Source organism: Dactylosporangium sp. NPDC006015, assembly GCF_040614215.1.
GTDB lineage: Bacteria > Actinomycetota > Actinomycetes > Mycobacteriales > Micromonosporaceae > Dactylosporangium > Dactylosporangium maewongense.
Genome location: NZ_JBEXUD010000023.1, coordinates 1 through 22,977, shown reverse-complemented (window position 1 = coordinate 22,977; position 22,977 = coordinate 1). Strand labels below are relative to the sequence as shown.

The window sequence follows — 22,977 nt, the reverse complement described above, 5'->3', positions numbered from 1 at the left end:
CGTCATCCTCTCGTCCAGCGCTGGTTCGCCGCGGCGGTGCACGTCCAGAGCAGGACCACGGTGCCGTTGGCGGTGAGGTTGTGGTCGACGTCCAGGCACAGCCCGGATGCGGTGCCGCGGACGGTGCCGTCGGCGTTGAGGGTCCACTGCTGGTTCGTCCCGCCGTTGCAGTCCCACAGCTGCGCCTTGGCGCCGGCGGTCGCGTTCACGGGCGCGTCGAGGCACTTGCCGAGGGCCTGGATCGTCTGCCCGTCGACCGTCCAGCGCTGGTTGGTGCCGCCGTTGCAGTCCCAGATGACCGGCTGGGTGCCGTTGGCGGTGCTGCTGTTCGGCACGTCCAGGCAGCGCCCGGACGCGGCGCTGACGAGCGTCGACCCGGCCGGCGGGGTGCTCGTCCCGCCGCCGGACACCCGGTACACGACGGTGCCGTGCGCGGGAACGGTCGCGCTGATGCTGCCGGTCGTGGTGCTCGTGGCGTTCGTCCACGCGTCGCGGAGCGTGAACGAACCGCCGGACTTGCCGGCCGCGGCGGCGGTGGTGCTGACCGTGGTGGCCGACCCGCCCTGGTTGAACAGCGCGACCGCGACGTCGCCGTTGGCGAGCCGCTTCGCCAGCACGCGCCGGGTGCCGTCGTTGGAGACCTGGGTCGCCTGCAGGCCGAGGCTGTCCTGGTTGATCGCGATCAGGTTCTGGTTCTTCAGGATCGTCGCGGTCGCGGCGCTCTGCGACCGGATGTCGTTGCCGGCGATGAGCGGCGACGCCATCATCGCCCACAGCGCGAAGTGGCTGCGCATCTCCGTGTCGTTCATGCCGCCGCGGCCGACCTCGAGCATGTCCGGGTCGTTGAACCGGCCCGGAGCGGCGTACCCGGCCAGCGGCACGGTGACGTTGACGATGTTCTGGATGCCCATCGGGTAGCCGTTGGTCTGGCCCGAGTCCCAGGTGTTGGTGATGTCCTCGGTGGTACGCCACAGGTTGGCCACGTCGCCCCAGTTGCGCTGCGGGCCGGTCTTCGCGTGGATGCTGTTCGGGTTGATGCTGTACACGATGGGCCGGCCGGTCGCGGCGAGCGCGTCCCGCATCTTCGCGAACGTCGTCACCTGCTCGCTGATCGTGCCGCTGGGCGAGCACCAGTCGTACTTGAGGTAGTCCACACCCCACGCGGCGAACTGCCGGGCGTCCTGCGCCTCGTGGCCCTGGCTGCCGGTCGCGCCGGGGTAGCTGCCGAAGTACTGCGCGCACGTCTTGTCCAGCGGCGCCTGGTAGATCCCGAACAGCAGGCCACGGGAGTGCAGGTAGTCACCGAGGGCCTTCATCCCGTTCGGGAACCGGCTCGCGTTCGCCTGCAGGTTGCCCTGCGCGTCGCGGGTGGAGTTCATCCAGCAGTCGTCGACGACGACGTACTTGTAGCCGAGGTCCCGCATCCCGCTGCTGACGATCGCGTCGGCCATCTGCCGGATCAACGCGTCGTTGATGTTGCAGCCGAACGTGTTCCAGCTGTTCCAGCCCATCGGCGGCGTCCGGGCCACGCCGTTCTCGAGGGCCTGCGCGTCCGGCCCGCGCACGACGGCGGCGAGGATGCCGGCCGTCAGCACGGCCACCGCGGCCACGAGCACACCGATACGTTTCATGCTCATCTCCTTGTCCAGCGCTGGTTCGCCGCCGCGGTGCAGGTCCACAGCTGCACGGGGGTGTTGTTGGCGGTGGCGTTGCCGGCGACGTCGAGGCACAGGCCCGACTGCGCGTTGCTGATCGTGCCGTTGCTGTTGAGGTTCCAGCGCTGGTTCGTGCCGCCGTGGCAGTCCCACAGCTGGACCTTGCTGCCGGCGGTGGCGCCGGTCGGCGAGTCGAGGCACTTGCCGAGCGACTGCAGCGCCTGACCGTTGAGCGTCCAGCGCTGGTTGGCCGCGCCGTTGCAGTCCCAGATGATCGGCTGGGTGCCGTTCGCCGAGTTGCTCCCCGGCACGTCGAGGCAGCGCCCGGAGGCGGCGCTCGCCAGCGCGTCGCCGGTGCCGCCGGTCGGGGTGCCCGGGCTCGTCGGGGTGCCCGGGTCGCCGATGCTGCCGGGGACGGCCCGCAGCGCGGTGTACCAGGCGGCGGCCATCTTGTCGTACCCGCCGGCGGTGGGGTGGACGCCGTCGATGAGGTCGCCGGTGGTGAGCGCGGCGTGCATGTCGACGAAGTGGACCCGCTTGCCGGCGTTGGCCTTGCCCTGCACCATGCCCGGGATGGTGGCGTTGAAGGTGCGGGCCGCCGACTCCTGCCCGCTGTTGCTCAGCGGGATGATGCTGGCGACGAACACGTCGGCGTTCGGCGCGGCGGCGGTGATGTGGTCGACGAGGGTCGAGAGCCGGCCGGGCGCGCCGGCGACGTTGGAGTTCTGCAGGATGTCGTTGGTGCCGATGTGCAGCAGGACGGTGCGCGGGGTCGTGGTGCGCAGCCAGCCGGTGATGTTGGCGTCGATCTGGTCGATCCGCCAGCCCGGGTGGCCTTCGTGGTCGTGGTCCCACAGCGACGCCGGCCCGTTGAACTGCGAGCCGACGAAGTCGTTGCGGTAGCCGCCGGCGGCGAGCCGCTGCCAGAGACCGATGCGGTAGCCGCCGGGGACCTGGGTGCCCTCGGTGATCGAGTCGCCGAGCGGCATGATCCGCACGCCGCCGTTGGACTCCGCCGAGGCGGATGCGGTCAGGGCCGCGGCGCCCGCCGCGGTGAGTGCCGCGGTCAGGGCCGCGGCGATGAGCCAGTGTCGTGCCGTACGCATGGCGGTGCCTCCTGGAAAAGGGACGGCCGGCCGCCCCGGGAGGCGGCCGGCCGTCGGATCGGCTAGCGCTGGAGGGTCAGCACACCCGGGCGGTACGGCAGCAGACCGTAGTCACCGCCGGAGCTCGGCGAGCGGCCCTGGTACAGCAGCTGCAGGTTGCACGGGTCGACGGTCTTGGTCTGGTCCGGGTTGCTGCGGACCAGGTCGCCGTGGCTGATGTCGTTGGTCCAGGTGGCGCCGCTGTTGGCCTTGCCGGCGAACGGGTTGCTCTCCGTCGCCGCCTGCGGGGTCCACGAGCCGCTCAGGCTGGAGGACGTGAACGACCGGAAGTAGCGGCCGTTGGCGCCGATCGCCTCGACGAGCATCAGGTACTGGTTCTGGCCCTGCACCTTGTACACCTCGACGCCCTCGAACAGGTTGTTCGTGGAGTCGCTCATGATCTGGGTGTACGAGGAGCCGAAGCTGCCCGGGAAGTTCCCGATCGGCATGCTGGCCCGGTAGATCTTGCCGTTGTCACCGGCGAAGAACAGGTACATGTTCTGGCTGTCGCCGATGATGGTCTGGTCGATCGGGCCGGTGCCGGAGCCGGAGATGCTGCCGGAGAACAGCGTCTGCGGCGAGGACCAGCCGTTGGCGTTGGTCGGGTCGCTGGACGTGCGGTAGTTGAACGCCGCGCCGCCCCACTGGTAGGTCAGCACCCAGATGTTCTTCGGCGCGAAGTAGAACAGCGTCGGCGCGACCGCACCGAAGTTCATGCCGTTCTGCGCGGCGGAGCCCATGTCGGACCAGTTCGTGAACAGGCCGAAGTTCATCGACCCCCACGTCGAGCCGGTGTCGTGCGTGGTGGCGTAGACGAGGTGCTTGCCGTTGTAGACGACGTTGGTGAAGTCCTTCAACGACACCCAGCCGGAGCGCGGGTTGGCGAGCGACCCCGTCGACGACCAGCGGTACGACGACGGCAGCGTGCAGCCGCCGCCGGTGTTGCCCGGCGTGGTGGGCGTGGTGCCGCCGACGCGGACGAGCTGCCACTGCTGGTTGTTGCCGCCCCAGTCGGCGTACTGCACGATGTTGCCGCCGTCGGCGGTCGAGGCGCCCTGCACCTCCAGGGCCTTGCCGGAGTTGCGGTTGATGAGCCGCACGTACCCGTCGGACGAGTCGGCGAGCCGCCACTGCTGGTTCGTGCCGTTGAGGTCCGACCACTGCACGACGGACCCGCCGTCGGCGGTGGAGAAGTTGTACACGTCGAGGACCTTCGACGACAGCTTCGACTTCAGCCGGTAGTAGCCGCCGCCGGAGTCGACGAACTGCCACTGCTGGTTGGAGGCGTCGCTGCGGGCCCACTGGGTGATGCGGGCACCGTCGTTGGTGGCGAAGTTGTACACGTCGATGGCCTTGCCGCTGTTGCGGTTGACCAGGACGTACGAGGCGCTGGTGTCGACGGTGGCGGCCGCGGCGGTCGTCATGTTGAGGACCACCACGCCGCCGCCGACGAGGGCCATGGCGGCCGCGGCGAGGCCGATGCGGCGTCGTGTTCGATACGTACTCATGTGCGGGGTGTGCTCCTTCTTCGACGGGGTGTCAGCTATGCGCGGACGAGCTGCCACTGCTGGTTGGTGCCGCCCCAGTCCGCGTACTGCACGACGTTGCCGCCGTCCGCGGTGGAGGCGCCCTGCACCTCGAGGGCCTTGCCGGAGTTGCGGTTGATCAGCCGGACGTAGCCGCTGCCGGAGTCGGCGAGCCGCCACTGCTGGTTCGTGCCGTTGAGGTCCGTCCACTGCACGACGGTCCCGCCGTCGGCGGTGGAGAAGTTGGAGACGTCGAGGACCTTGCCGGAGTGCCTGGAGCGGATCCGGTAGTAGCCGCCGCCGGAGTCGACGAACTGCCACTGCTGGTTGGCGCCGCCGGTCCGCGTCCACTGGGTGATCCGGCCGCCGTCGTTCGTGGCGAAGTCGTACACGTCGACGGCCTTGCCGCTGTTGCGGTTGACCAGCACGTACCAGGCGCTGGTGTCCACGCCCGTGGAGCCCGTCGGGCCGGGGTTCGTGCCGGCGTTGAGCGCGTTCAGGGTCGAGGTGTAGGCCGCCTTCTTCGCGCCGGAGGCCGTGAAGAGCAGCGGGTTCTCGCCGGTACGCCACGAGTCGCTGTCCCGGATGCCCCAGACGGTGATGCCCGTACACCTGGAGACGGCGAGACAGGAGCGCACGACCGTCGCGTAGTTGTTCGCCTGGTTGCTGCCGGCGATGTCCAGCTCGGTGATCTGCACGTCGACGCCGAGGTCGGCGAAGCGCTGCAGGTTGGCCTGGTAGTCGCCGGACACCGAGTTGCCCAGGTGGGACTGGAAGCCGACGCAGTCGATCGGCACGCCGCGGGACTTGAAGTCCCGCACCATGTTGTAGATGCCGGTGCTCTTGGCGTTGATGCCGTCGGTGTTGTAGTCGTTGTAGCAGAGCTTCGCGCCCGGGTCGGCGGCCCGCGCGGTACGGAACGCGACCTCGATCCAGTCGTTGCCGGTGCGCTGCAGGTTGGAGTCGCGCCGGCCACCGCTGCCGCCGTCGGCGAACGCCTCGTTGACCACGTCCCAGGCGAAGACCTTGCCCTTGTAGTGGGTGGCGACCTGGGTGATGTGGTTGACCATCGCGTTGCGCAGCGCGCTGCCGGACATGTTCTGCGCCCAGCCGGGCTGCTGGGCGTGCCACGTGAGGGTGTGCCCGCGGACCTTCTGCCCGTGGGCCTGGGCGTGCGCGACGATCTGGTCTCCGCCGGTCCAGCGGAACTGGCCCTGGTTGGGCTCGGTGGCGTCCCACTTCATCTCGTTCTCGGGCGTGATCGCGTTGAACTCGCGGTCGAGAATGCCGGCGTAGGTGCTGTCGCCGAGGCGGCCGGCGGCGACGGCGGCGCCGAAGTAACGTCCCTTCTCCGCGGCGGAGGTGCCGAGGGTGGTGCCGGCGTCGGCGGAGCCGCCCAGCAGCACCGCGGCGCCGCCGGCCAGCACGGTCGCCGCCACGAGCGGCAGGATCACGCGGAGTCTTCGGAATTTCATGGTGGAGTCCCTCTCGCTTACGGGGCGGTCATCTCGAAGCGCGCGACGGTGGCGGTGCCGCCGAGCGCCTTGGTGGCGTAGTTGAAGATCGCGTAGCGGTAGCCCATGAAGAACTGCCACGCGTTGTTGAGCGTCAGCGCGGTGCCCAGCGACGTGAAGTTGGTGCCGTCGGTGCTGTAGGAGAACCGGGCCTGCCGGCCGGAGCCGGGCCTGATGTCGGCGGTGACCCGCAACCAGATCCGCCCGCCGGAGACCGCGGCGCTCGCCGCTTCCGAGCCGGTGCTGCTGGTGCCCCAGCTGCTGTTCATGGCCAGCCCGTTGACCATGGACACCCGGGTGGCGGTGCCGTCGCGCCTGACGCCGATCCAGGCCGACGAGTCGCGCAGCATGGCCAGTCCGGCCCGGTCGCCGTCGGCGAGCGCGGAGTAGTCGAGCTCGACCGTGGCGGTCGACGTCGGCCCCTGGATGCGGTGGGTGAGGGTGTTGCGGGCCTGGTACAGGTCGCTGGTCACCGTCGCGGTCTGCAGCCGCAGCCCGCTGCCGGTGGAGAACTTCGAGGTGTCGGGGTTGTGGTTCCACTCCCACTGCGGGCCGAGCGCCGCGCCGGTGAACGTGTCGGCACCGATCATCGGCTTGACGGTCTTCGTGGTGCTGATGTTCGGCTTCGGGTACGTGGCGCCCCAGCCGCCGTTGACGGTCTGCACGACGGGCCAGCCGTCGGAGGTCCAGGTGATCGGCGCGAGGGCCGGGACGCGGCCGCCGGGGTACGCGTCGACGAAGGACATGTAGTACCAGTCGCCGTTCTGCGTCTGGACCAGGCCGCCCTGGTGCGGGGTGCCGCCGCCGGAGATCGGGCTCGGCATGTTGAGCAGCACCTGCCGCATCTCGTACGGACCCCAAGGGCTGCTGGACTTCAGGATGTACTGGCCGTTGGCCGGCCGGGTCACGAAGATGTAGTAGCTGCCGTTGCGCTTGTAGAAGCGCGAGCCTTCGAGGGTGCCGACGCTCGACGGTGTGGTGAACACCTGCTGGGTCCGGACCTGGCTGAGCCCGTCGGCGGACAGCTGGGCGACGCTGAGCGTGCTGTTGCCGTACGCGACGTACATGGTGTCGTTGTCGTCGACGAGCAGCCCGGCGTCGTAGTAACAGTTGTTGATCTGCGACCGCTTCTGCCAGGTGCCGTCCACCGCGGTGGACGTGTAGACGTAGGTGCGGTTGAACTCGACGCACCCGAGCCAGTAGTAGGTGCTGTTGGACTTGCGGTAGTTGAGCGTGGATGCCCAGATGCCCTTGACGTAGGCCCGTCCGCCGCTGAGGTCGTAGTTGCTGGAGCCGAAGTCCAGCCGGGGCACCGAGTGCCCGGCGTACTCCCAGTTGACCAGGTCGTAGGAGCGCAGGATCGGCGCGCCCGGCGAGTAGTGCATCGTGGACGCGGAGTAGTAGTAGGCGTCGCCGACTCGGATGATGTCGCCGTCGGCGAAGTCCTGCCAGACGACCGGGTTGTTGTACTGCCCGGACGGCGTGGTGGGGTTGGTGCCGCCGAGCTTCACGAGCTGCCACTGCTGGTTGTTGCCGCCCCAGTCGGCGTACTGCACGATGTTGCCGCCGTCGGCGGTCGAGGCGCCCTGCACCTCCAGGGCCTTGCCGGAGTTGCGGTTGATGAGCCGCACGTACCCGTCGGACGAGTCGGCGAGCCGCCACTGCTGGTTCGTGCCGTTGAGGTCCGACCACTGCACGACGGACCCGCCGTCGGCGGTGGAGAAGTTCGAGACGTCGAGGACCTTGCCGGAGTGCTTGGAGCGGATCCGGTAGTAACCGCCGCCGGAGTCGACGAACTGCCACTGCTGGTTCGCGCCGTCGCCGCGGGTCCACTGCGTGATGCGCCCGCCGTCGGCGGTGGAGAAGTTGTAGACGTCCAGGGCCTTGCCGCTGTTGCGGTTGACCAGCACGTAGGAGGCGCTCGTGTCGACCGTGGCGGCCGATGCGGTGGTCATGTTCGTGACGGCGACCGCACCGCCGACCAGGGTCGCGACGAGCAGGGTGACGATGCCCGACGCCTTGTTACGGACCGCCATGCGGTGCTCCTCGAAATCGTGTTAGCGCTCACATCCAGACCGCGAGATTGCCAGACCGAATGCGAACATTCAAGAGGCCACGGACACGCGATGTCTTTCGTGACGTAACAACGCCGAAATTTTCATCCGTGAATTCCTGCGACGTTTCCGGCGGCCCGTGAATAACAACAAAAAAGCCGACGGATTTGTGTTATGCACGGCAGGAGCACATGGTCGCACCCGCCGGATGCTTGACGCGGCGGCCGGTTGTCGGTGACAGTCAACGACCATGCTGGGCGGCTGCACGGTGAATGCTGTGACTGCGATGTGACGATGCGAACCACCGACGTGAACGAAACGGACCTCGTGCTGGCGGCCCAGGCCGGTGACCGGCGGGCCGTCGACGGGCTCGTCACCGCCGGCCTGCCGCTGGTCTACACGATCGTCCGCCGCGCGCTGGACGGGCACGCCGACGTCGACGACGTCGTGCAGGACACCATGCTGCGGGCCGTGCGGCGGCTGCCGGCACTGCACCAGCCGGAGAGCTTCCGGGCCTGGCTGGCGGCGATCGCGGTCCATCAGGTGAGCACCCACCTGCACCGCCGCAGCACCGCCGCGCGGCGGACGGCCCCGCTGGACGAGGCGGCCGACGTGCCGGACGCGGGCGCCGAGGTCGAGGACGTCACCGGGCTGCGCCTGGAGCTGTCCGGCCAGCGCCGCCAGGTCAGGCGGGCCGCCCGGTGGCTCGACCCCGCCGACCGCGCGATGCTGCCGCTGTGGTGGCTGGAGCATGCCGGCGTGCTCAGCCGCACCGAGCTGGCCGGGGCGCTGGGCGTCAGCGTCGCCCATGCCGCCGTCCGCGTCCAGCGCATGCGCCACCAGCTCGACCTGAGCCGCGAGATCGTGGCCGCACTGGACGCCACGCCCAGGTGCCCAGACCTCGACGCGCTCGTCGCCGGCTGGGACGGCACGCCGGGACCGCTGTGGCGCAAGCGCCTCGCCCGGCACGTGCGCACCTGCCGGGTCTGTGCTCCCGCCGCCGAGGGGCTGATCAGCGCGGACCGGCTGCTGCCCGGGTTCGCGCTGCTGCCGGTCCCGGCCACGCTCAGCTCGGGCCTGATCGGCAAGGCCACCCTCGGCGCGACCGTCCAGGCCGGGGTGTTCGGTCACCTCGCCCAGATCCTCGCGGCGCACCCCCTCGCCGCGACCGTGGCCGTCGCCGTCGCCGCCGGCGCCGCCGTCACCGTGGCCACCCTGCCCGCGGACCCACCGCCGTCCCAGGGGCTGCAGACAGCGACGACGGCGGCGGTCCGGGTGCCGCCCGCCGCGACCACCGCCACAACCACCGCCACCCCCGCCGGGCCGGCGTCGAAACCGCCGGCGACCACCGCCGCCACCGGCTCGCCGCCGGCGCGCACCGCGACCCTGGTGCCCGGGCGGACCGTGTCGATCGAGTCGGCCCACGAGCCCGGGCTGTTCGTCACGACCGTCGACGGCCTCGGCGTGCTCGCGGCGGTCCCGGCGGACGGCGACGCCGTGCAACGGCGCCACGCGACGTTCACGGTGCTCGCCGGGCTGGCCGACCCGGCATGCTTCACGTTCCGCGCCGACGACGGCCGGTTCCTGCGGCACGCGTCGTGGCGGTTCCAGCTCAGCCGGGACGAGGGCACGCCGCTGTTCCGCGGTGACGCCACGTTCTGCGCCCGCGCCGGTGCGACGGAGGGCACGGTCGTGCTGGACGCGCAGATCTACCCCGGCTGGTTCCTGCACCACCGCGGCGAGCAGCTCTGGGTCGACCAGGACGACGGCAGCGCCGCGTTCCGGGTCGAGTGCTCCTTCCGCATCCGGCCCGCACTCTGAAGCGGTGCGGTCCGGTTGCTGATCGGTGAGCGTCGAACCGACCGGCGGACACCGGGTGGGCAGTTCGTGTCGGGTGGCCGGACAGTTCGTCGCCGCGCCCGGTGGAGCCGCAACCGAAGACGGTCATGGTTGGGAGGTCGAAGAGATCACCTCCAAGGACGGAGCTCCCAACCGTGAACATCGCCAAGAGACTGCGGGCCGCCGCGGCGGGCGCGCTGCTGGCGCCGGCCGCGGTCGCGCTCGCCGCGGGGCAGGCGCATGCGGCCGTCAAGGCCGCGGACACGGCCGCGTCGGCGACCACCCTGGCGCAGGTGCGGTCGGCCATCGGCGCCGACACCGGCACCGCGGCGACACTGACCGGCAAGGGCGTCGGCGTGGCCCTGATCGACACGGGTGTCGCGTCGGTGCCCGGGCTGCCCGCGGCGCAGATCGTCAACGGCCCGGACCTGTCGTTCGAGTCGCAGGCCGCGAACCTGCGGTACCTGGACACCTACGGCCACGGCACGCACATGGCCGGCATCATCGTCGGCAACGACACCGCCACCGGTACCAAGGGCATCGCCCCCGGCGTCAAGCTGACCTCGCTGAAGATCGGCACGTCGACCGGTGCCGTCGACGTGTCGCAGATGATCGCCGCGATCGACTGGGTCGTGGCGCACCGCAACGACGACGCCGCCAACCCGATCAGGGTGCTGAACCTGTCCTACGGCTCGGGCGGCTCAGGGCAGTCGTGGACCGACCCGCTGCAGTTCGCGGTGGAGAAGGCGTGGCAGGCCGGCATCGTCGTGGTCGCCGCGGCCGGCAACAACGGCAACGCCGCCAGCACGCTGACCAACCCGGCCGTCGACGACTGGGTCCTCGCCGTCGGCGCCACCGCCACCAACGGCACCATCGCCACGACCGACGACACCCTGGCCACCTTCACCAACCTGGCCTCGACCACCACCGCCGGCGTCGCCGGTCAGGTGGACCTGCTCGCCCCGGGCACGTCGATCGCGTCGCTGCGCGTCCCCGGCTCCAACGTCGACAACCTCTACCCGTCGGCGCGGGTCGGCGAGACCCTGTTCAAGGGCAGCGGCACCTCGCAGGCCACCGCCGTCGTCACCGCGGCCGCCGCGCTGGTGCTGCAGGCGAAGCCGGCCGCCACCCCCAACCAGGTCAAGGACTGGATGGTCAAGGGCGCCACCGCGCTCGGCACCGGCACGGCGAAGACCCTCGGCCTGGCAACGCTCAACGTCAACGGCGCGCTCGCCCGCACCGGCACGACCGTCACCGCGCCGGCGCTGCAACTGTCCAGCGGCACCGGCTCGCTCCAGGGCTCACGCGGCACCAGCAGCCTCACCCTCGACGGCGTGAAACTCACCGGCGAGCGCACCATCTGGGGCTCGTTCAACGGCGCCCAGTGGGCCAAGTCGACCACGCCGTCCTGGTCCGGCGGCTCGTGGCTGGGCTACCAGATCGCCGGCAACGACTGGACCGGCACGTCCTGGGCGTCCCGGACGTGGGCGTCGGCGACGTGGGCCGCCGCGCCGTGGGCCGGCAGCGCCACCGCCGGCTGGAGCGACCCCGCGTGGTCCGGCCGCACCTGGTCCGGCCGGACGTGGTCGGCGGGCACCTGGTCGGGCCGCACCTGGTCCAGCGACGGCTGGGCCGGCGGCACCTGGTCCTGACCAGTCCGTCGTGAGGGGGCGGGCCCGGCATGTGCCGGGCCCGCCCTTTCGTCACGAGCCGAGCAGCCCGGCCTCCCGCAGCAGCCGCTCGCGCCGCTGCGCCGGGAGCCGGTCGACGTACACGGTGCCGTCGAGGTGGTCGCACTCGTGCTGCAGGCACCGGGCGAAGAACCCGGTGCCGGTCACCGTGATCGGCGCGCCGTTCCGGTCGAAGCCCGTCACAGTCGCGACCGCGGCCCGCGGCACCTCCGCGCGGGGCCCTGGCACCGACAGGCAGCCCTCGGTGTCGGTGGCCGTCCCGGCGAGCGCGGACGCCTCCTGCAGCACCGGGTTGACGACGTGCCCGACATGGCGGACGCCGTCGTCGTCCGGGCAGTCGTAGACGAACACCCGCAGGTCCACGCCGATCTGGTTGGCGGCGAGGCCGACACCCGCCGCCGCGTACATGGAGGCGAACATGTCGTCGATCAGCGCGGCGAGCGGCTCGTCGAAGGCGGTGACGTCGGCACACCGGCGGTGCAGCACCGGCGTGCCGTAGTAGGTGATCGGGCGGGCCGCGCCCCGGGTGATCGGCATCGTCGCATTCTAAATACCGTCAGGGCATGGCGCCCCACACGCCTTGGCCGAGGTGACGGGCCACCAATTCGGCGGCCATGCGATCGATCGCGGCGGACTCCTCGTGACCCTGGCGCTGGTTGCGCAGCTCCTCCTCGGACAGCACAGGCATCGGCGGGAACTGCGGCATCGCCGGCATCCGGAGCTGCTCCGTGGTGATGGTCAGCACCGCGACCAGGTCGTCGCGGGCCTTCTCCGGCTCCGTGGCGGCGGGGGCACTGGCGAACCCGTGCCGGTCGCGGATCACCTCGGCCCGCACGACCTTGCGCCCCTTCCGGACCTTCGTCTGCTCCGGCATGCCCGGGTCGATGACGAACGTGACGTCGGCCTGCGGTGCCGGCGCGGCGCTCCACCACTGCCGCCACTCCTCGGTCGCGTCCAGCGCCTCGACCAGGTGCAGCCGCGTCAGCTCGTACTCCGGAGACATCTGGACGCCGAGGCCGTAGCCACCGGACCAGCTCAGCCACGCCGGCTGCCACTCATCCGTGCCGTCCTCGACCGGCCGGCCCCACGCGGCGCTGGTGCCGCTCTCGTAGCTCACCGGCGCCCGATGCTCCCAGGGCCGGTCCGTCGCCCGCTCGTACGCCGTGGACGCCACGAACAGCAGCTCCTCCGCCTCGACGTCGGCCAGGGCGAGCAGCGACCGCGGGTCCTCGACGATGCGTTGGTGCGCCCGCGATCCGGACAGCACCGCGGCGCAGCGGATGTACAGGAACGCGTCACCGTGCGCCACGGCGTGCGCCGGCGTGTCCAGCCGGTGCAGCGCCTCGGCGAGGCGGTCCTCGAAGCCGGTGATGTCGCCCTCCGCCCGCGCGGCGAGCAGGTCCACCAGCCGGGCCGCCCGCGCGCCGAACGGCAGGTCGAGGACGCCGTCGATCAGCCGCCAGAAGTCGTCGCTGTTCATCACCGCCCAAGTTAGTCCGCCACCGTTGCGGCGACGGGCAAAACGGCGGGTTCCCTGCGAGCCGCCGTCTGCAGGACGACGGCGGAGGCGAGCACGAGGGCGGCGCCGGTGAGCTGGACCGGGGTCAGGGACTCGCCGAGGAGGACGGCGGCGAGGGCGGTCGTGACGACCGGCTCGAACGTGGACAGGATCGCGGCGGTGGACGGGCCGGTGCGCTGGAGGCCGGCGAAGAACGTCAGCATGGCCGCGACCGTCGAGACGACCGCGATGCAGCCCAGCCACAGCCAACCCACCGGGGCGAAACTCAGGCCGACACCGCCGTTCAGCATGGCGTTGGCGGCGAGGGTACCGGCGGCGCCCGTCATCACCAGCGCGGACAGCAGCACCGGCGGCATGCTGTGCACGACCGTGTCGGCGACCAGGATGTAGACGGTGTAGACGACCGCGGAGCCGAAGCCGAGCAGCGCGCCGAGCGGGTGGAAGCTCACGCTGCCGGTGCCGAGCAGGACCAACAGCGTGCCGGCCGACGCGGCGACGAGGGCCGCACCGCGGCGAGGGGTGAGGCGGTCGCGGCCGAGCAGGACCGCCGCGACGGTCACCAGGACCGGGAACGTGTACAGGATCAGCGACAGCAGCGAGGCGTCCATGAGGCGCAGCGCCGCGAAGAACAGGCTCGCCTGGGCGGCGTAGCCGATCGCGCCGAGTCCGAGGGCGGTGCCGACGGCGCGCCGCGACGACGCGCCGCCGCGCAGCTCGGGGCGCAGCAGCAGGACGAGCCACAGCAGCGCGGCGGCGAGGACGAAGCGGACCAGCAGCAGCGCCCCGGGCGAGACGCCCGCGTCGTAGGCGAACTTGCCGAAGATCGCGAGCGCGCCGAAGCACGCCGCGGAGACGAGACACAGTGCCGGACCCATGCGTCGAGCGTTGACCATGAAACCGTGCAGGTCTAGCAATGATTCCCGGTGCTGATTCGTTAGGATTCCCGCATGGTCGCGCTGGATCTGCGCCGGCTGCGGTTCCTGCGCGAGTTCGAGGAGCGCGGCACCCTCGCCGCGGTCGCCGCCGCGCTGGGCTACAGCCCGTCGACGGTCTCGCAGCAGCTGACGCTGCTGGAGAAGGACGTCGGCACCCCGCTGCTGGAGAAGGCCGGCCGCGGGGTGCGGCTCAACGACGCCGGCCGCCTCCTCGCCGGGCACGCGCGGGTGCTGCTGTCGGCCGCCGAGGCGGCGGAGGCCGACCTGGCCGCGCTCGGCGGCGACATCCGCGGCACCGTCCGCGCCGGCGGCCTGCAGTCCGCGGCGCGGCGGCTGCTGGTGCCCGCCGTCGCCCGGATGCGGGCCGAACGGCCGGGGGTGCGGGTGGAGATCTTCGAGCTGGAGCTCGAGCAGGCGCTGCCCGGCCTGCGGCTCGGCACGGTGGACCTGGTGATCGGCGACGAGTACGACGGCCATCCACGGCCACGCCCGGCCGGGATGCGCTTCGCGGTCCTGCTCGAGGAGCCGCTGCGGGTGGTGCTCCCGGCCGCGCATCCCCTGGCCGGCGGCGGCGGCCCGGTCGCGATCGCCGGGCTGCGCGACGACGTGTGGACCGCGTCCGCCGAAGGCACCGGGCACCACGCGATGGTCCAGGGCACGTGCCGGGCGCTCGGCGGCTACGAGCCCGACGTGCGGCACCGCTCCAACGACGCCGACGTGCAGCTGGAGCTCGTCCGGGTCGGCGCCGCGGTCGCCCTGATGCCGCCGCTCGCCCTGCCGCCCGGCGACCCGGCGCTCGCCGTCCGCGACCTCGCCGAGTCGACGCTGCGGCGCCGCCTGGTCACCGTCACCCGCGACACCCCGCCGGCGCCCGCGCTGACGGCGTTCCACGCGGCCGTGCAGGACCTCGCGGCCCGCGTGACAGCGGCTTCGACCTGACCCTGGCCGACGGCACCGTCATCCGCGACGCGACCCCCACCCGCCCGCGCTGACGCCCGCGTGCGCCGCCCGCGTCGACGGCGGGCGGCGCACGGCGGCGCGCTCAGCGGTGCTTCAGCTGGCCGGCTGGTAGAAGCGGTAGTCGGCGGTGTACGGGACGCCGGTCGTCGCGCCGTCGGTGCAGGTGCCGGCCGGGGCGGTGCCGCCGCGGGTCGACAGGCGCTGGATGTAGCTGATGGCGCCGAAGACCCCGTCGCCGCGGGTGCGGGTCGCCTGCAGCAGCAGCTGCGGGATCGACCCGGGCACCGGCGCCGACGCGACGGCCTTCGCCTCCACCAGCGAACCGTCCTCTGTGGACTCCCACGTCGGGCCGCGGAAGTGCACGGCCGTGGCGAGGCTGCCGGGCCGCTTCGCCCAGCCGGCGAGGTGCGCGGCCGGCTCGACGAACGACCAGGCGCCGCCCGTGCACTGGTACACCTGCACGCCACGCGCCAGGAACGCCGCGACGAGCACGTTGCCGGCCGGCACCCGCACCGCGTCGGGCACCTCCGGGCCGGACGCCTGTGCCCCGGCGGACGCCTGCGCCCCGGCGGTGCCGAGCAGGACGGCCGCCGCGGCCGCGACGACGGCAAGGTTGCGCATCTTCATGAGTCGTTTCCTCGATCCCGAGTTCGGAAGGCTGGTGAGGAAACCGTGCCGGTGGGCGCTGAAAGCGTGCTGAAACGTCAGCCGCGGGTCGTGGTGGTCCCGGAGCTGAGGTCCAGGCCGCCGCACGTGACGGTCATGCCGACGGTCCGGTTGCCGTGCACGAACGTGACCGTCGCGGCGGCGGCCGGGCCCGCGCTCACCCAGTCCGTCCGGTACGGGGCCACCGGCGCCCACGAGAGCAGCTCCGCGACGCCCGGCGAGGCGCACCGGGCCCGGACGGTCCCTCCTTCGGATGCGAACGTCTCCGCCGCGCCGGGGCCGGGCGGCGGCGCCGCGCTCGTCGGAGTCACGCTCGCCGGCGCAACGCTGCCTGGCGACGACGGGACACCCGACCCGGTGCCGCCGACCGGCCGTGCCGACGGGCCGGACGCCGCCGATGCCCCCGATGTGCCAGGGTTGCCGGACGCCCCGGGAGTTGTGGGAACGGTCCCGGCGGACGGCTGACCCGCCGGCGCCGACCCCGCAAGCGCTGCCGGGTTCTGGACACCGGGATCCGCCTGCGCGGGAGCCGTCGAGATGGGGTCGGGTGCCGGCAGCACCAGCCAGACGAGCAGCCCAGCGGCCGTCGCCCCGGCCAGCCCGGCGGCGAGCCGCGTCCGGCGCCACCCACCACCGCCCGCCGCACCAGCACCGACCGCGGCACCACCAGCAGCGCCTGCCGTGGTGCCACCGGGCACGACCGCTGTGGCACCACCGGTCGCGGCGGGTGCGCGTACAGACGCCGCAATGGCCGGCTCGTCACCAGCGGCGTAGGGAAAGGCCGCGCCGAACGCGCCGGCCGGCGTGGACACTGCGGCTGCCGCAAGGATGGCGGCCACCTCCGCCGCGGTCGGCCGGTCCGCCGGATCCTTTGCCAGGCACCGTTCGCACAGCCGCGCGAGCGCCGAAGGCACGCCCGGTAACGCCGGCAGCGCCGCCGGCGGCGTGAGCAGGTGCGCCTCGAGCAGGCCGGCCGACCCGGACGCGGTCCACGGCAGGTGGCCCGCCAGCAGCCGGTACAGCAGGACACCGAGACTGTAGACGTCGGACGCGGGCGTGACGGCGTCCTCGGTCATCCGCTCCGGCGCCAGGTACTCCGGCGTGCCGAGCAGGTCGTCGTCCTCAACGGCGCCGAACCCGGCCGCGATGCCGAAGTCCACGACCTTCGCCCCAGTCGGGGCGAGGATCACGTTGGCAGGCTTGACGTCGCGGTGCACGAGACCGTCGGCGTGCGCGGCGGCGAGCCCCGCGGCCACCTCGGCACAGATCCGGAACACCAGCGGCGGCGGGAGCGGCGCGCCGGCGAAGCGCTGGTGCAGCGTCGGTCCGGGCACCAGCTCCATCACGATGTACGGCGTGCGCTGCCCTTCCTCGACGGTCTCGCCGAAGTCGTGGACCTGGGCGACGTTCGGGTGCGCCAGCCCGGCGGCGGCGCGGGCCTCGACCCGGATCTGCCGCCGCGAGCTGGCATCACCGGCGTGCCGCCCCGACAACACCTTGACCGCGACGTCCCGCCCGAGCACCAGGTCGTGGGCACGCCACACCGTCGACATGCCACCCACGCCCAGCACCTCGTCGAGGTGGTACCGCCCACCCAACACCCGCCCTTGCACCTGCGCCTCGATTCCCCCATCGAGCCAGATGCAAACATCACTGTTCGATAAAGGCCAGGACGAGGCCTGGGATCGGCGGCCCGGCCACGGTCGCTGCGGGGAGCCCGCCACCGGACCGGACAGGTTGCTGCGCACATCTACGGAGACGAGTTCGCAACAATTGCTTCGAAGCGTTCGAGTCCGCCACTCATCTGCTCATCCCACAGAGTTCCGATCTCGAGATACCAGAAGTTTCGCCAATCTTCGAACGCCCTTGAGTCCAGTTCGAGTATGCGCCGGGTACTGCCGGTCAACGCGTCTACCTCGCGTGCACACCCAGCATCCTCGTCCCACTCAGCGAGGGGAACATTGCGTATCTCATCAAGCCTGCTGCTGAGTGCAACACTCTCGTCCAGACAAGCAGCGAAACTTGACACGGTGCTATTGACGAAGGTCGGGGGGAGGAGTTGGACCTCACCCTGCCGTCCATATAGTGGGTTGTACACCTTAGCGTGACGCACGATACCGGTGCCGGTCGCGACACCAAAGATTGCGAATATGATCCACCCCGGCAATCTGGTTTGCTCGCCAAGATAATAGTGCTCACCCTCACCAGGAAAGGTCACAGTCGCAGAAACTCCAGAACCAGGAAGCTGGAAGAATCCTCGTTCGAGAGCCGAGCAGATGGTTTCCGGAACCTTCTGCCAGGCCGGTATGTCCCAGGCGCCAACAATGTCAACGAGCGGAACCCTCGATGCGCCAAGCAATGCATCTCACCTTTCGCCTGCCCCGGGTCGCCGCGACGATACCCATGGCGCCCTCAGTGGTGCTGTCGGGCTTCGGCGGCACCTCGGCCTGAAGTCGCGGGCGCGGCGATCCAGCGGGCCACGCCGTCGTCGGTGTTGGTGCCGATCACCTGTGTGGCGGCCGCGCGGACCTCGGCCGCGGCGTTCGCGACCGCCAGCGCCGTGTCGGCGACCGCGAACATCGGCAGGTCGTTGAGCTGATCACCGAAGCATGTCACCGTTTCTGCCGCTACTTCGGCCTTCAACGCGGCAACCGCGGCGGCCTTGCTGCTCGAGGTCAGCTCCAGCCACCATTGCCCGGCCGAGTAGATGTCCTCGGCGAGGACGAAGTGGCAGCCGCCGGGAAGGTCGGCGAGTTGCTCGAAGAACTCGTGCAACAGCTGCCGGTCGCCGATCAAGGAGATGTAGAACACCGATGCCGCATCGATGCCCGACCAGCTGGAAAGGGCCAGCAGCCGCGGGTCGCCGGCTCGGGTGCGCAGATAATCCGCCACCCCAGGTGTGATCCGGTCGGCCAGCCAGCACGCACGGTCCCTGCCCTCCCGAATGGCGAAGACAATCGGCTGCACGAGCCGTGAACCCTCGGTACGACGAAACACCTCCTCCACCAACGCGACCGGCAGGAACTGCGCCTGACGGGCCTGGCCGGTCGCCGGGTCCACGACGACCGCGCCGCCGTACGTCAGAACCGGAAGCCGCAGCCGCAACGGCGCGGTCACGCGCGCGGCAGAGGTGTAGGACCGGGCTGTCGCGTAGGTGAACAGTCCGCCATCGGCGATGTACTCGTTGATCACGCTGATCGTGAACGCACTCAACGTCGCGTCTGGTCGAAGAAGCGTTCCGTCAAGGTCGGAGACCAGCAGCTCCCGGTGGTGCCGCTGCCCCCGCCCTGACATGTGCGGACCTTAGCAGGACCGCCAGGGGCTGATCGACTCTCGCCGTACGCTTGCACCAACCTGTTGACCGCGCCGCCCGGGGCGGCTGGACCTTACCTTGCTCTGCTGGAGCGGGACGGGGTGGACGTCATCTGGCTCAGTCTCGATCCCACCTGTACGACTGTCGTCGACATCGAGGTGCTCGAGCCAACCGGACTCGACTGCGGGAGCGCACGACGCGTCCGTTGATACAGCACAGGTTCGGAACATGCACATTGCGCGCTGCACCGCCGGACGTCCGGTTGCCCGCTCCCCCGCGTCCGGATCGGGGCCCGGGGCGGGACCGGCCCGCGAGTCCTGGACTCGGAGTCCTGCACACCCGGTTGTGGCCTCCCTTATGGCGGGAATTTCGCTGATTGTCGATCTCTCGATCCGTACGTACATTCTGTACACACCTTCTGTACCGAACGTACTCGGGAGGCGTCAGATGAAGATCGACGTCCGCACGGATCTCGTCGACGAGCAGCTCGAACAGGCATGGCAGCTGTACGAGGCAGCGTTCCGGCACCTCAACGCGCTCACCATTCAACGGCATCTCATGTACCGCTCGGAGTTCGACGACGTCATGTCCGACCGCCGGGTCGAGAAATGGCTCGCGTACTCCGACGACGGTGTCCTGCTCGGGCTCGCCACATACACCAACCAGCTCAGCGCCTGGCCGCTGATCTCGCCGGAGTACTTCGCCCGGCGCTGGCCGGTGCACTACGCCGACCAGCGCATCTGGTACTGCGGGTTCGTTGCCGTGCCCACGCACGAGCACGGCATGTTCGTGAAGCTCATCGAGGCGATGTACCGCCACGCCGAGCAGCACGACGGCGTCATCTCGCTGGACATCTGCCGGCACAACATCGACGCCTACCGCCTGGACCGGGCCATCAACACGTGGCTGCGCCGCATCTCCGACAACCGGGTCCGCTGCGAGACCGCCGACGCGCAGACCTTCATGATCTACGAGACGGCACCCGCCGCCGCCGAGGAGCACCTCCGCGCGGCGTGAGCCTCAGCCGTAGACCGCCCGGGCCAGCAGCTGCAGCGCCGCAGCCGACGGCGACCCGGGTCGGCGACTCACGGGCCATGTACGGGTGGCTCATGCTCGCCTTCACCGTCGGCGTCGTCGGGCACGTGGCGGCGATCGTCGCGTACACGGTGACGGGCCACCTCCGGCCTGCCCGACGGCGAGCAGGGTCTCGCCACCGGGCTGAGCACGCTGACCCAGCAGGTGGCGCTCACCGTCGGCATCCCGGTGATGAGCGCCGTCGCCGCGGCCGCCCCGACCCTGCCGTCCGGCATCCGCCTGGCGCTACTGGTGGACGGCGCCGTCACCCTGCTCGGCGCGCTCGCCGTCCACCGAGGACTGCGCGAGCCGTCCGGCGCCTCCCTTCCGCGTTAGGCGGCGGGCTCCAGGACCACGACCGGGATCTGCCGCGTGGTCTTGAGCTCGTAGTCGGCGAAGCCCGGGTACGCCGCCTTCTGCGCGGTCCAGATCCGCTCCCGCTCATCCCCGTCGGTCACCCGGGCGACGAGCTCCTGCGTGCCGGTGCCGATCTCGGCCGTGACCCGGGGCTGGGCGACGAGGTTGTGGAACCAGGCCGGGTTGGTGGGTGCGCCGGCGTAGGAGGCGAACACGGCGTACCCGCCGTCGACCTTCTGGTACATCATCGGGTGGACCCGCTCCTGGCCGCTGCGGGCGCCGACCGTGTGCAGCAACAGCAGCGGAGCGCCCTCGAAGTTGCCCCCGACCTTGCCGCCGTTGGCGCGGAACTCTTCAATGATCTTGTCATTCCAGTCGCTCATGGTCATCAGTCTTCCACCGACCCTGACTCGCCGCCCCCGGGCACCCGTTTTTTCGCGTCTTGACACAAGAGCCGGATCAATGGATGGTCGGTGCACGGAGCGGGGGCCCTGAATGCGTCGGACGTCCCTGCGTGGATGATCCGCTGCCGGGGGTGGCCGTTGTTCTCGCTGATCCGCGCTCAGTTGCTCTTCCGCCGCGGCCGGCTGGTCGCCACGATCGCGGCGGTCGCCGTGGCCGTGGCCAGCTTCGCGCTGCTGGCGTCGGCGTCCCGCGGCTCGCAGGTCCAGGTCAACGGCACGGTGCAGGCCAACTTCCGGCCCACGTACGACATCCTGGTCCGCCCGCCCGCCGCCGTGCCATCGGAGGACGGGCTGGTCCGTACCGACCGGGTCACCTCCACCTACGGCGGCATCACCGAGGCGCAGTGGCGGCGGATCCTCGACCTGCCCGGCGTGGACGTGGCCGCGCCCGTCGCGATGGCCGGCTACGTCACGCAGACCGCCGTCATCACCGTCGACCTCACCGACCACGTCGCCGGCGGGCAGCGGCAGGTGCTGCGGGTCCGCCCCGTCTTCATCGGCGACCGGGGCCTGTCCAGCATCGCCGACGGGCCGAAGTACCTCTACGCGACGAGGAACGCCCTGGAGTTCGTGCCGGGAGAGCCGTGGATCGAGGGCAAGAACTACGACAGCTCGGCCCTGCCCAAGCCGCCGGAGGTCCATGAGCACGGCGCCGCCGGCGTGACCGCGGTGTGCGAAGGCATCACCGGGTACTTCGACACAGTCGACGCGCTGTCAGTGAGCGACCGCACCGAGGCCCACTGCTGGTCCAGCGACCCCACGTCCAGCATCGAGCAGACCCCGCGGCCGCAGGTGCGGGTGCTCTTCCCGATCCCGTTGCTGCTCGCCGCGATCGACCCGGTGCAGGAGGCCAGGCTCGACGGCCTCGACCGCGCCGTCGTCTCCGGCGGCTACCTGAACGCCGGCGACACCGCCGCGGGCATCCCGGTCCTCGCCGCCGGCAGCCTCGACCTCGACCAGCAGGTGCGCGTGGAGATCGACCGCATCGGCGGCGACGCGGCCGACAAGACCGGCGCCGGCATGCGGCTGGACAACGCGGTCGACTACTACGCCACCCAGCCGTCCACGCCGATCGGCGCGCGGGCGTTCAGCGCGCAGGACGTGTACCCGGCCGTGCTCGACGCGATCGCGCACCCTCCCGGCGCCGGCGGCTTCCCACCGGCGGCGGGCACCTCGGTCGTCAACGAGTGGTGGACCACCAGCCCCCTGACGCTCGCGGACGGCTCCGCCGCCGTGGTGCCCTACTCGGGCGGCGAGTGGGGCAAGGTCCCGCACGGCATGCCGGACAGCAAGCCGCTGCCGATGGGCCTCGCCGACGACCCCGTCCGCGCCGTCGTCCGGCACGGGCGGGACGGCGACTCCAAGACGGCCAGCGCGTTCCTGCGCGGCGTCGGCGTGTACGACCCGGCGAAGGTCGACACCGGCCCGGCCCTGTCCCGGCCGCCGTTCGACCTGTACGCCGTGCCCGCCCCGACCGGCGCCGACGACGCGGCCCGCGCCGCGCTCGGCGACCGGCCGCTGATCGCCGGCACCAGCTTCGCCGGCCCGCTCGGCCAGCGGCCGCACCTGCTCACCACGCTGTCGGCGCTGCCGGCGCTGCACCGGGCGCCGTACAACAGCCTGGACCCCGCGCACGGCGTCGACGCCGGCGCCCCGATCTCGATGGTGCGGGTCCGCGTCGCGGGCACCGTCGGCATGGACGCGTTCTCCCGGGAGCGGGTCCGCGCCGTCGCCGACCAGATCCACCTCGCGACCGGGCTGCGGGTCGACCTCACCGTCGGCTCGTCGGCGGCGGCCGTGCCGCTGGCGCTGCCGGCCGGCAAGTTCGGCCGCCCGGCCCTCGCCGTCCGCGACAACTGGCTGAAGCTCGGCGTCGCCACCACCATCGTGTCCGCGATCGACCGCAAGTCGCTGGTCCTGTCGATCCTCGTCCTGGTCGCCTGCGCCCTCGCCGTCGGCAACGCGACCGGCGCGGCGGTCCGCGGCCGGTCCACCGAGCTCGCAGTGCTCGCCTGCGTCGGCTGGCCCCGTAGGCGCCTGTTCGCGCTCGTGGCGGCGGAGTCGACGGCGGTGGGAGCGGTCGCCGGCCTGCTGGGCACGATCCTGGCGCTGGCGCTGTCCCGCGTGCTCGGCGTCGACCTCGGCGCCGGCTACGCGCTCCTGGCGATCCCGGCGGCCCTGCTGCTGAGTCTCCTGGCGGCGCTGCCACCCGCGTGGCGGGCCACCCGCGCCGACCCGGCCGCCGCCGTGCGGCCCGCGGTCGCG

19 protein-coding genes are annotated in these 22,977 nt (G+C 71.5%); 6 read left to right on the top strand and 13 right to left on the bottom strand.

Annotated elements, in window-relative coordinates:
* Positions 1-2: 2 nt before the first annotated feature.
* From ABZ321_RS33545 to ABZ321_RS33525, 5 genes are all read right to left on the bottom strand, one after another.
* Complete coding sequence (locus ABZ321_RS33545) at positions 3-1,511, bottom strand: ricin-type beta-trefoil lectin domain protein (protein WP_354899045.1); 1,509 nt, start codon at positions 1,509-1,511, stop codon at positions 3-5.
* 122 nt (positions 1,512-1,633) lie between these two features.
* Complete coding sequence (locus ABZ321_RS33540; RefSeq protein ID WP_354898842.1) at positions 1,634-2,761, bottom strand: ricin-type beta-trefoil lectin domain protein; 1,128 nt, start codon at positions 2,759-2,761, stop codon at positions 1,634-1,636.
* A gap of 62 nt (positions 2,762-2,823) precedes the next feature.
* On the bottom strand, positions 2,824-4,260 hold the full coding sequence (locus ABZ321_RS33535) for a non-reducing end alpha-L-arabinofuranosidase family hydrolase (RefSeq protein WP_354899043.1): 1,437 nt from the start codon (positions 4,258-4,260) through the stop codon (positions 2,824-2,826).
* A gap of 83 nt (positions 4,261-4,343) precedes the next feature.
* Positions 4,344-5,801: an endo-1,4-beta-xylanase gene (locus ABZ321_RS33530; protein ID WP_354898840.1), complete on the bottom strand. Its 1,458-nt coding sequence runs from the start codon at positions 5,799-5,801 to the stop codon at positions 4,344-4,346.
* Between the two features lie 17 nt (positions 5,802-5,818).
* On the bottom strand, positions 5,819-7,876 hold the full coding sequence (locus tag ABZ321_RS33525; protein WP_354898837.1) for an RICIN domain-containing protein: 2,058 nt from the start codon (positions 7,874-7,876) through the stop codon (positions 5,819-5,821).
* 312 nt (positions 7,877-8,188) lie between these two features.
* On the opposite strand from ABZ321_RS33525, the gene ABZ321_RS33520 reads away from it, so the two are divergent.
* On the top strand, positions 8,189-9,715 hold the full coding sequence (locus tag ABZ321_RS33520) for a sigma-70 family RNA polymerase sigma factor (RefSeq protein ID WP_354898834.1): 1,527 nt from the start codon (positions 8,189-8,191) through the stop codon (positions 9,713-9,715).
* 173 nt (positions 9,716-9,888) lie between these two features.
* Positions 9,889-11,385 carry a S8 family serine peptidase gene (locus ABZ321_RS33515; RefSeq protein ID WP_354898831.1) on the top strand — a complete coding sequence of 499 codons (1,497 nt, stop codon included), beginning with the start codon at positions 9,889-9,891 and terminating at the stop codon, positions 11,383-11,385.
* A gap of 51 nt (positions 11,386-11,436) precedes the next feature.
* Here ABZ321_RS33515 and def read toward each other — a convergent pair whose 3' ends face one another.
* The 3 genes from def to ABZ321_RS33500 are packed head-to-tail and all read right to left on the bottom strand — an operon-like array spanning position 11,437 to position 13,818.
* The gene (gene def / locus ABZ321_RS33510) at positions 11,437-11,961 is read right to left on the bottom strand and encodes a peptide deformylase (protein ID WP_354898828.1); all 525 of its coding nucleotides are present in this window, start codon (positions 11,959-11,961) and stop codon (positions 11,437-11,439) included.
* Positions 11,962-11,980: 19 nt separating this feature from the next.
* Positions 11,981-12,904, bottom strand: a complete 924-nt coding sequence (locus ABZ321_RS33505; protein WP_354898825.1) for a DUF4240 domain-containing protein — start codon at positions 12,902-12,904, stop codon at positions 11,981-11,983.
* An 11-nt stretch (positions 12,905-12,915) separates the two neighbouring features.
* Positions 12,916-13,818, bottom strand: coding sequence for a DMT family transporter (locus ABZ321_RS33500; protein WP_354898822.1), 903 nt, complete (start codon positions 13,816-13,818; stop codon positions 12,916-12,918).
* Between the two features lie 72 nt (positions 13,819-13,890).
* Here ABZ321_RS33500 and ABZ321_RS33495 point away from each other — a divergent pair, with 72 nt between their 5' ends.
* Positions 13,891-14,817: a LysR family transcriptional regulator gene (locus ABZ321_RS33495; protein WP_354898820.1), complete on the top strand. Its 927-nt coding sequence runs from the start codon at positions 13,891-13,893 to the stop codon at positions 14,815-14,817.
* A gap of 114 nt (positions 14,818-14,931) precedes the next feature.
* Here the strand turns inward: ABZ321_RS33495 and ABZ321_RS33490 are convergent, their stop codons facing one another.
* The 4 genes from ABZ321_RS33490 to ABZ321_RS33475 all read right to left on the bottom strand — a co-directional run bounded on the left by ABZ321_RS33490 (position 14,932) and on the right by ABZ321_RS33475 (position 18,798).
* Positions 14,932-15,465, bottom strand: a complete 534-nt coding sequence (locus tag ABZ321_RS33490) for a DUF3455 domain-containing protein (RefSeq protein ID WP_354898817.1) — start codon at positions 15,463-15,465, stop codon at positions 14,932-14,934.
* A gap of 77 nt (positions 15,466-15,542) precedes the next feature.
* Positions 15,543-17,105, bottom strand: coding sequence for a protein kinase (locus tag ABZ321_RS33485; protein WP_354898814.1), 1,563 nt, complete (start codon positions 17,103-17,105; stop codon positions 15,543-15,545).
* Positions 17,106-17,254: 149 nt separating this feature from the next.
* Positions 17,255-17,863: a hypothetical protein gene (locus ABZ321_RS33480; RefSeq protein WP_354898811.1), complete on the bottom strand. Its 609-nt coding sequence runs from the start codon at positions 17,861-17,863 to the stop codon at positions 17,255-17,257.
* Positions 17,864-17,916: 53 nt separating this feature from the next.
* Positions 17,917-18,798 carry an HAD family hydrolase gene (locus ABZ321_RS33475; RefSeq protein ID WP_354898808.1) on the bottom strand — a complete coding sequence of 294 codons (882 nt, stop codon included), beginning with the start codon at positions 18,796-18,798 and terminating at the stop codon, positions 17,917-17,919.
* Positions 18,799-19,264: 466 nt separating this feature from the next.
* Between ABZ321_RS33475 and ABZ321_RS33470 the strand changes: the two genes are divergently transcribed.
* Entirely contained in the window at positions 19,265-19,834 is a 570-nt protein-coding gene (locus tag ABZ321_RS33470) for a hypothetical protein (protein ID WP_344505408.1), read from the top strand.
* 222 nt (positions 19,835-20,056) lie between these two features.
* The gene (locus ABZ321_RS33465) at positions 20,057-20,227 is read left to right on the top strand and encodes a hypothetical protein (RefSeq protein ID WP_344505410.1); all 171 of its coding nucleotides are present in this window, start codon (positions 20,057-20,059) and stop codon (positions 20,225-20,227) included.
* Here ABZ321_RS33465 and ABZ321_RS33460 read toward each other — a convergent pair.
* Positions 20,224-20,631, bottom strand: a complete 408-nt coding sequence (locus ABZ321_RS33460; protein WP_344505411.1) for a nitroreductase family deazaflavin-dependent oxidoreductase — start codon at positions 20,629-20,631, stop codon at positions 20,224-20,226. The two genes, ABZ321_RS33465 and ABZ321_RS33460, sit on opposite strands and share 4 nt — an antisense overlap.
* 159 nt (positions 20,632-20,790) lie before the next feature.
* Here ABZ321_RS33460 and ABZ321_RS33455 point away from each other — a divergent pair.
* On the top strand, positions 20,791-22,977 hold a 2,187-nt coding region (locus ABZ321_RS33455; RefSeq protein ID WP_354898804.1), incomplete at its 3' end, for an FtsX-like permease family protein.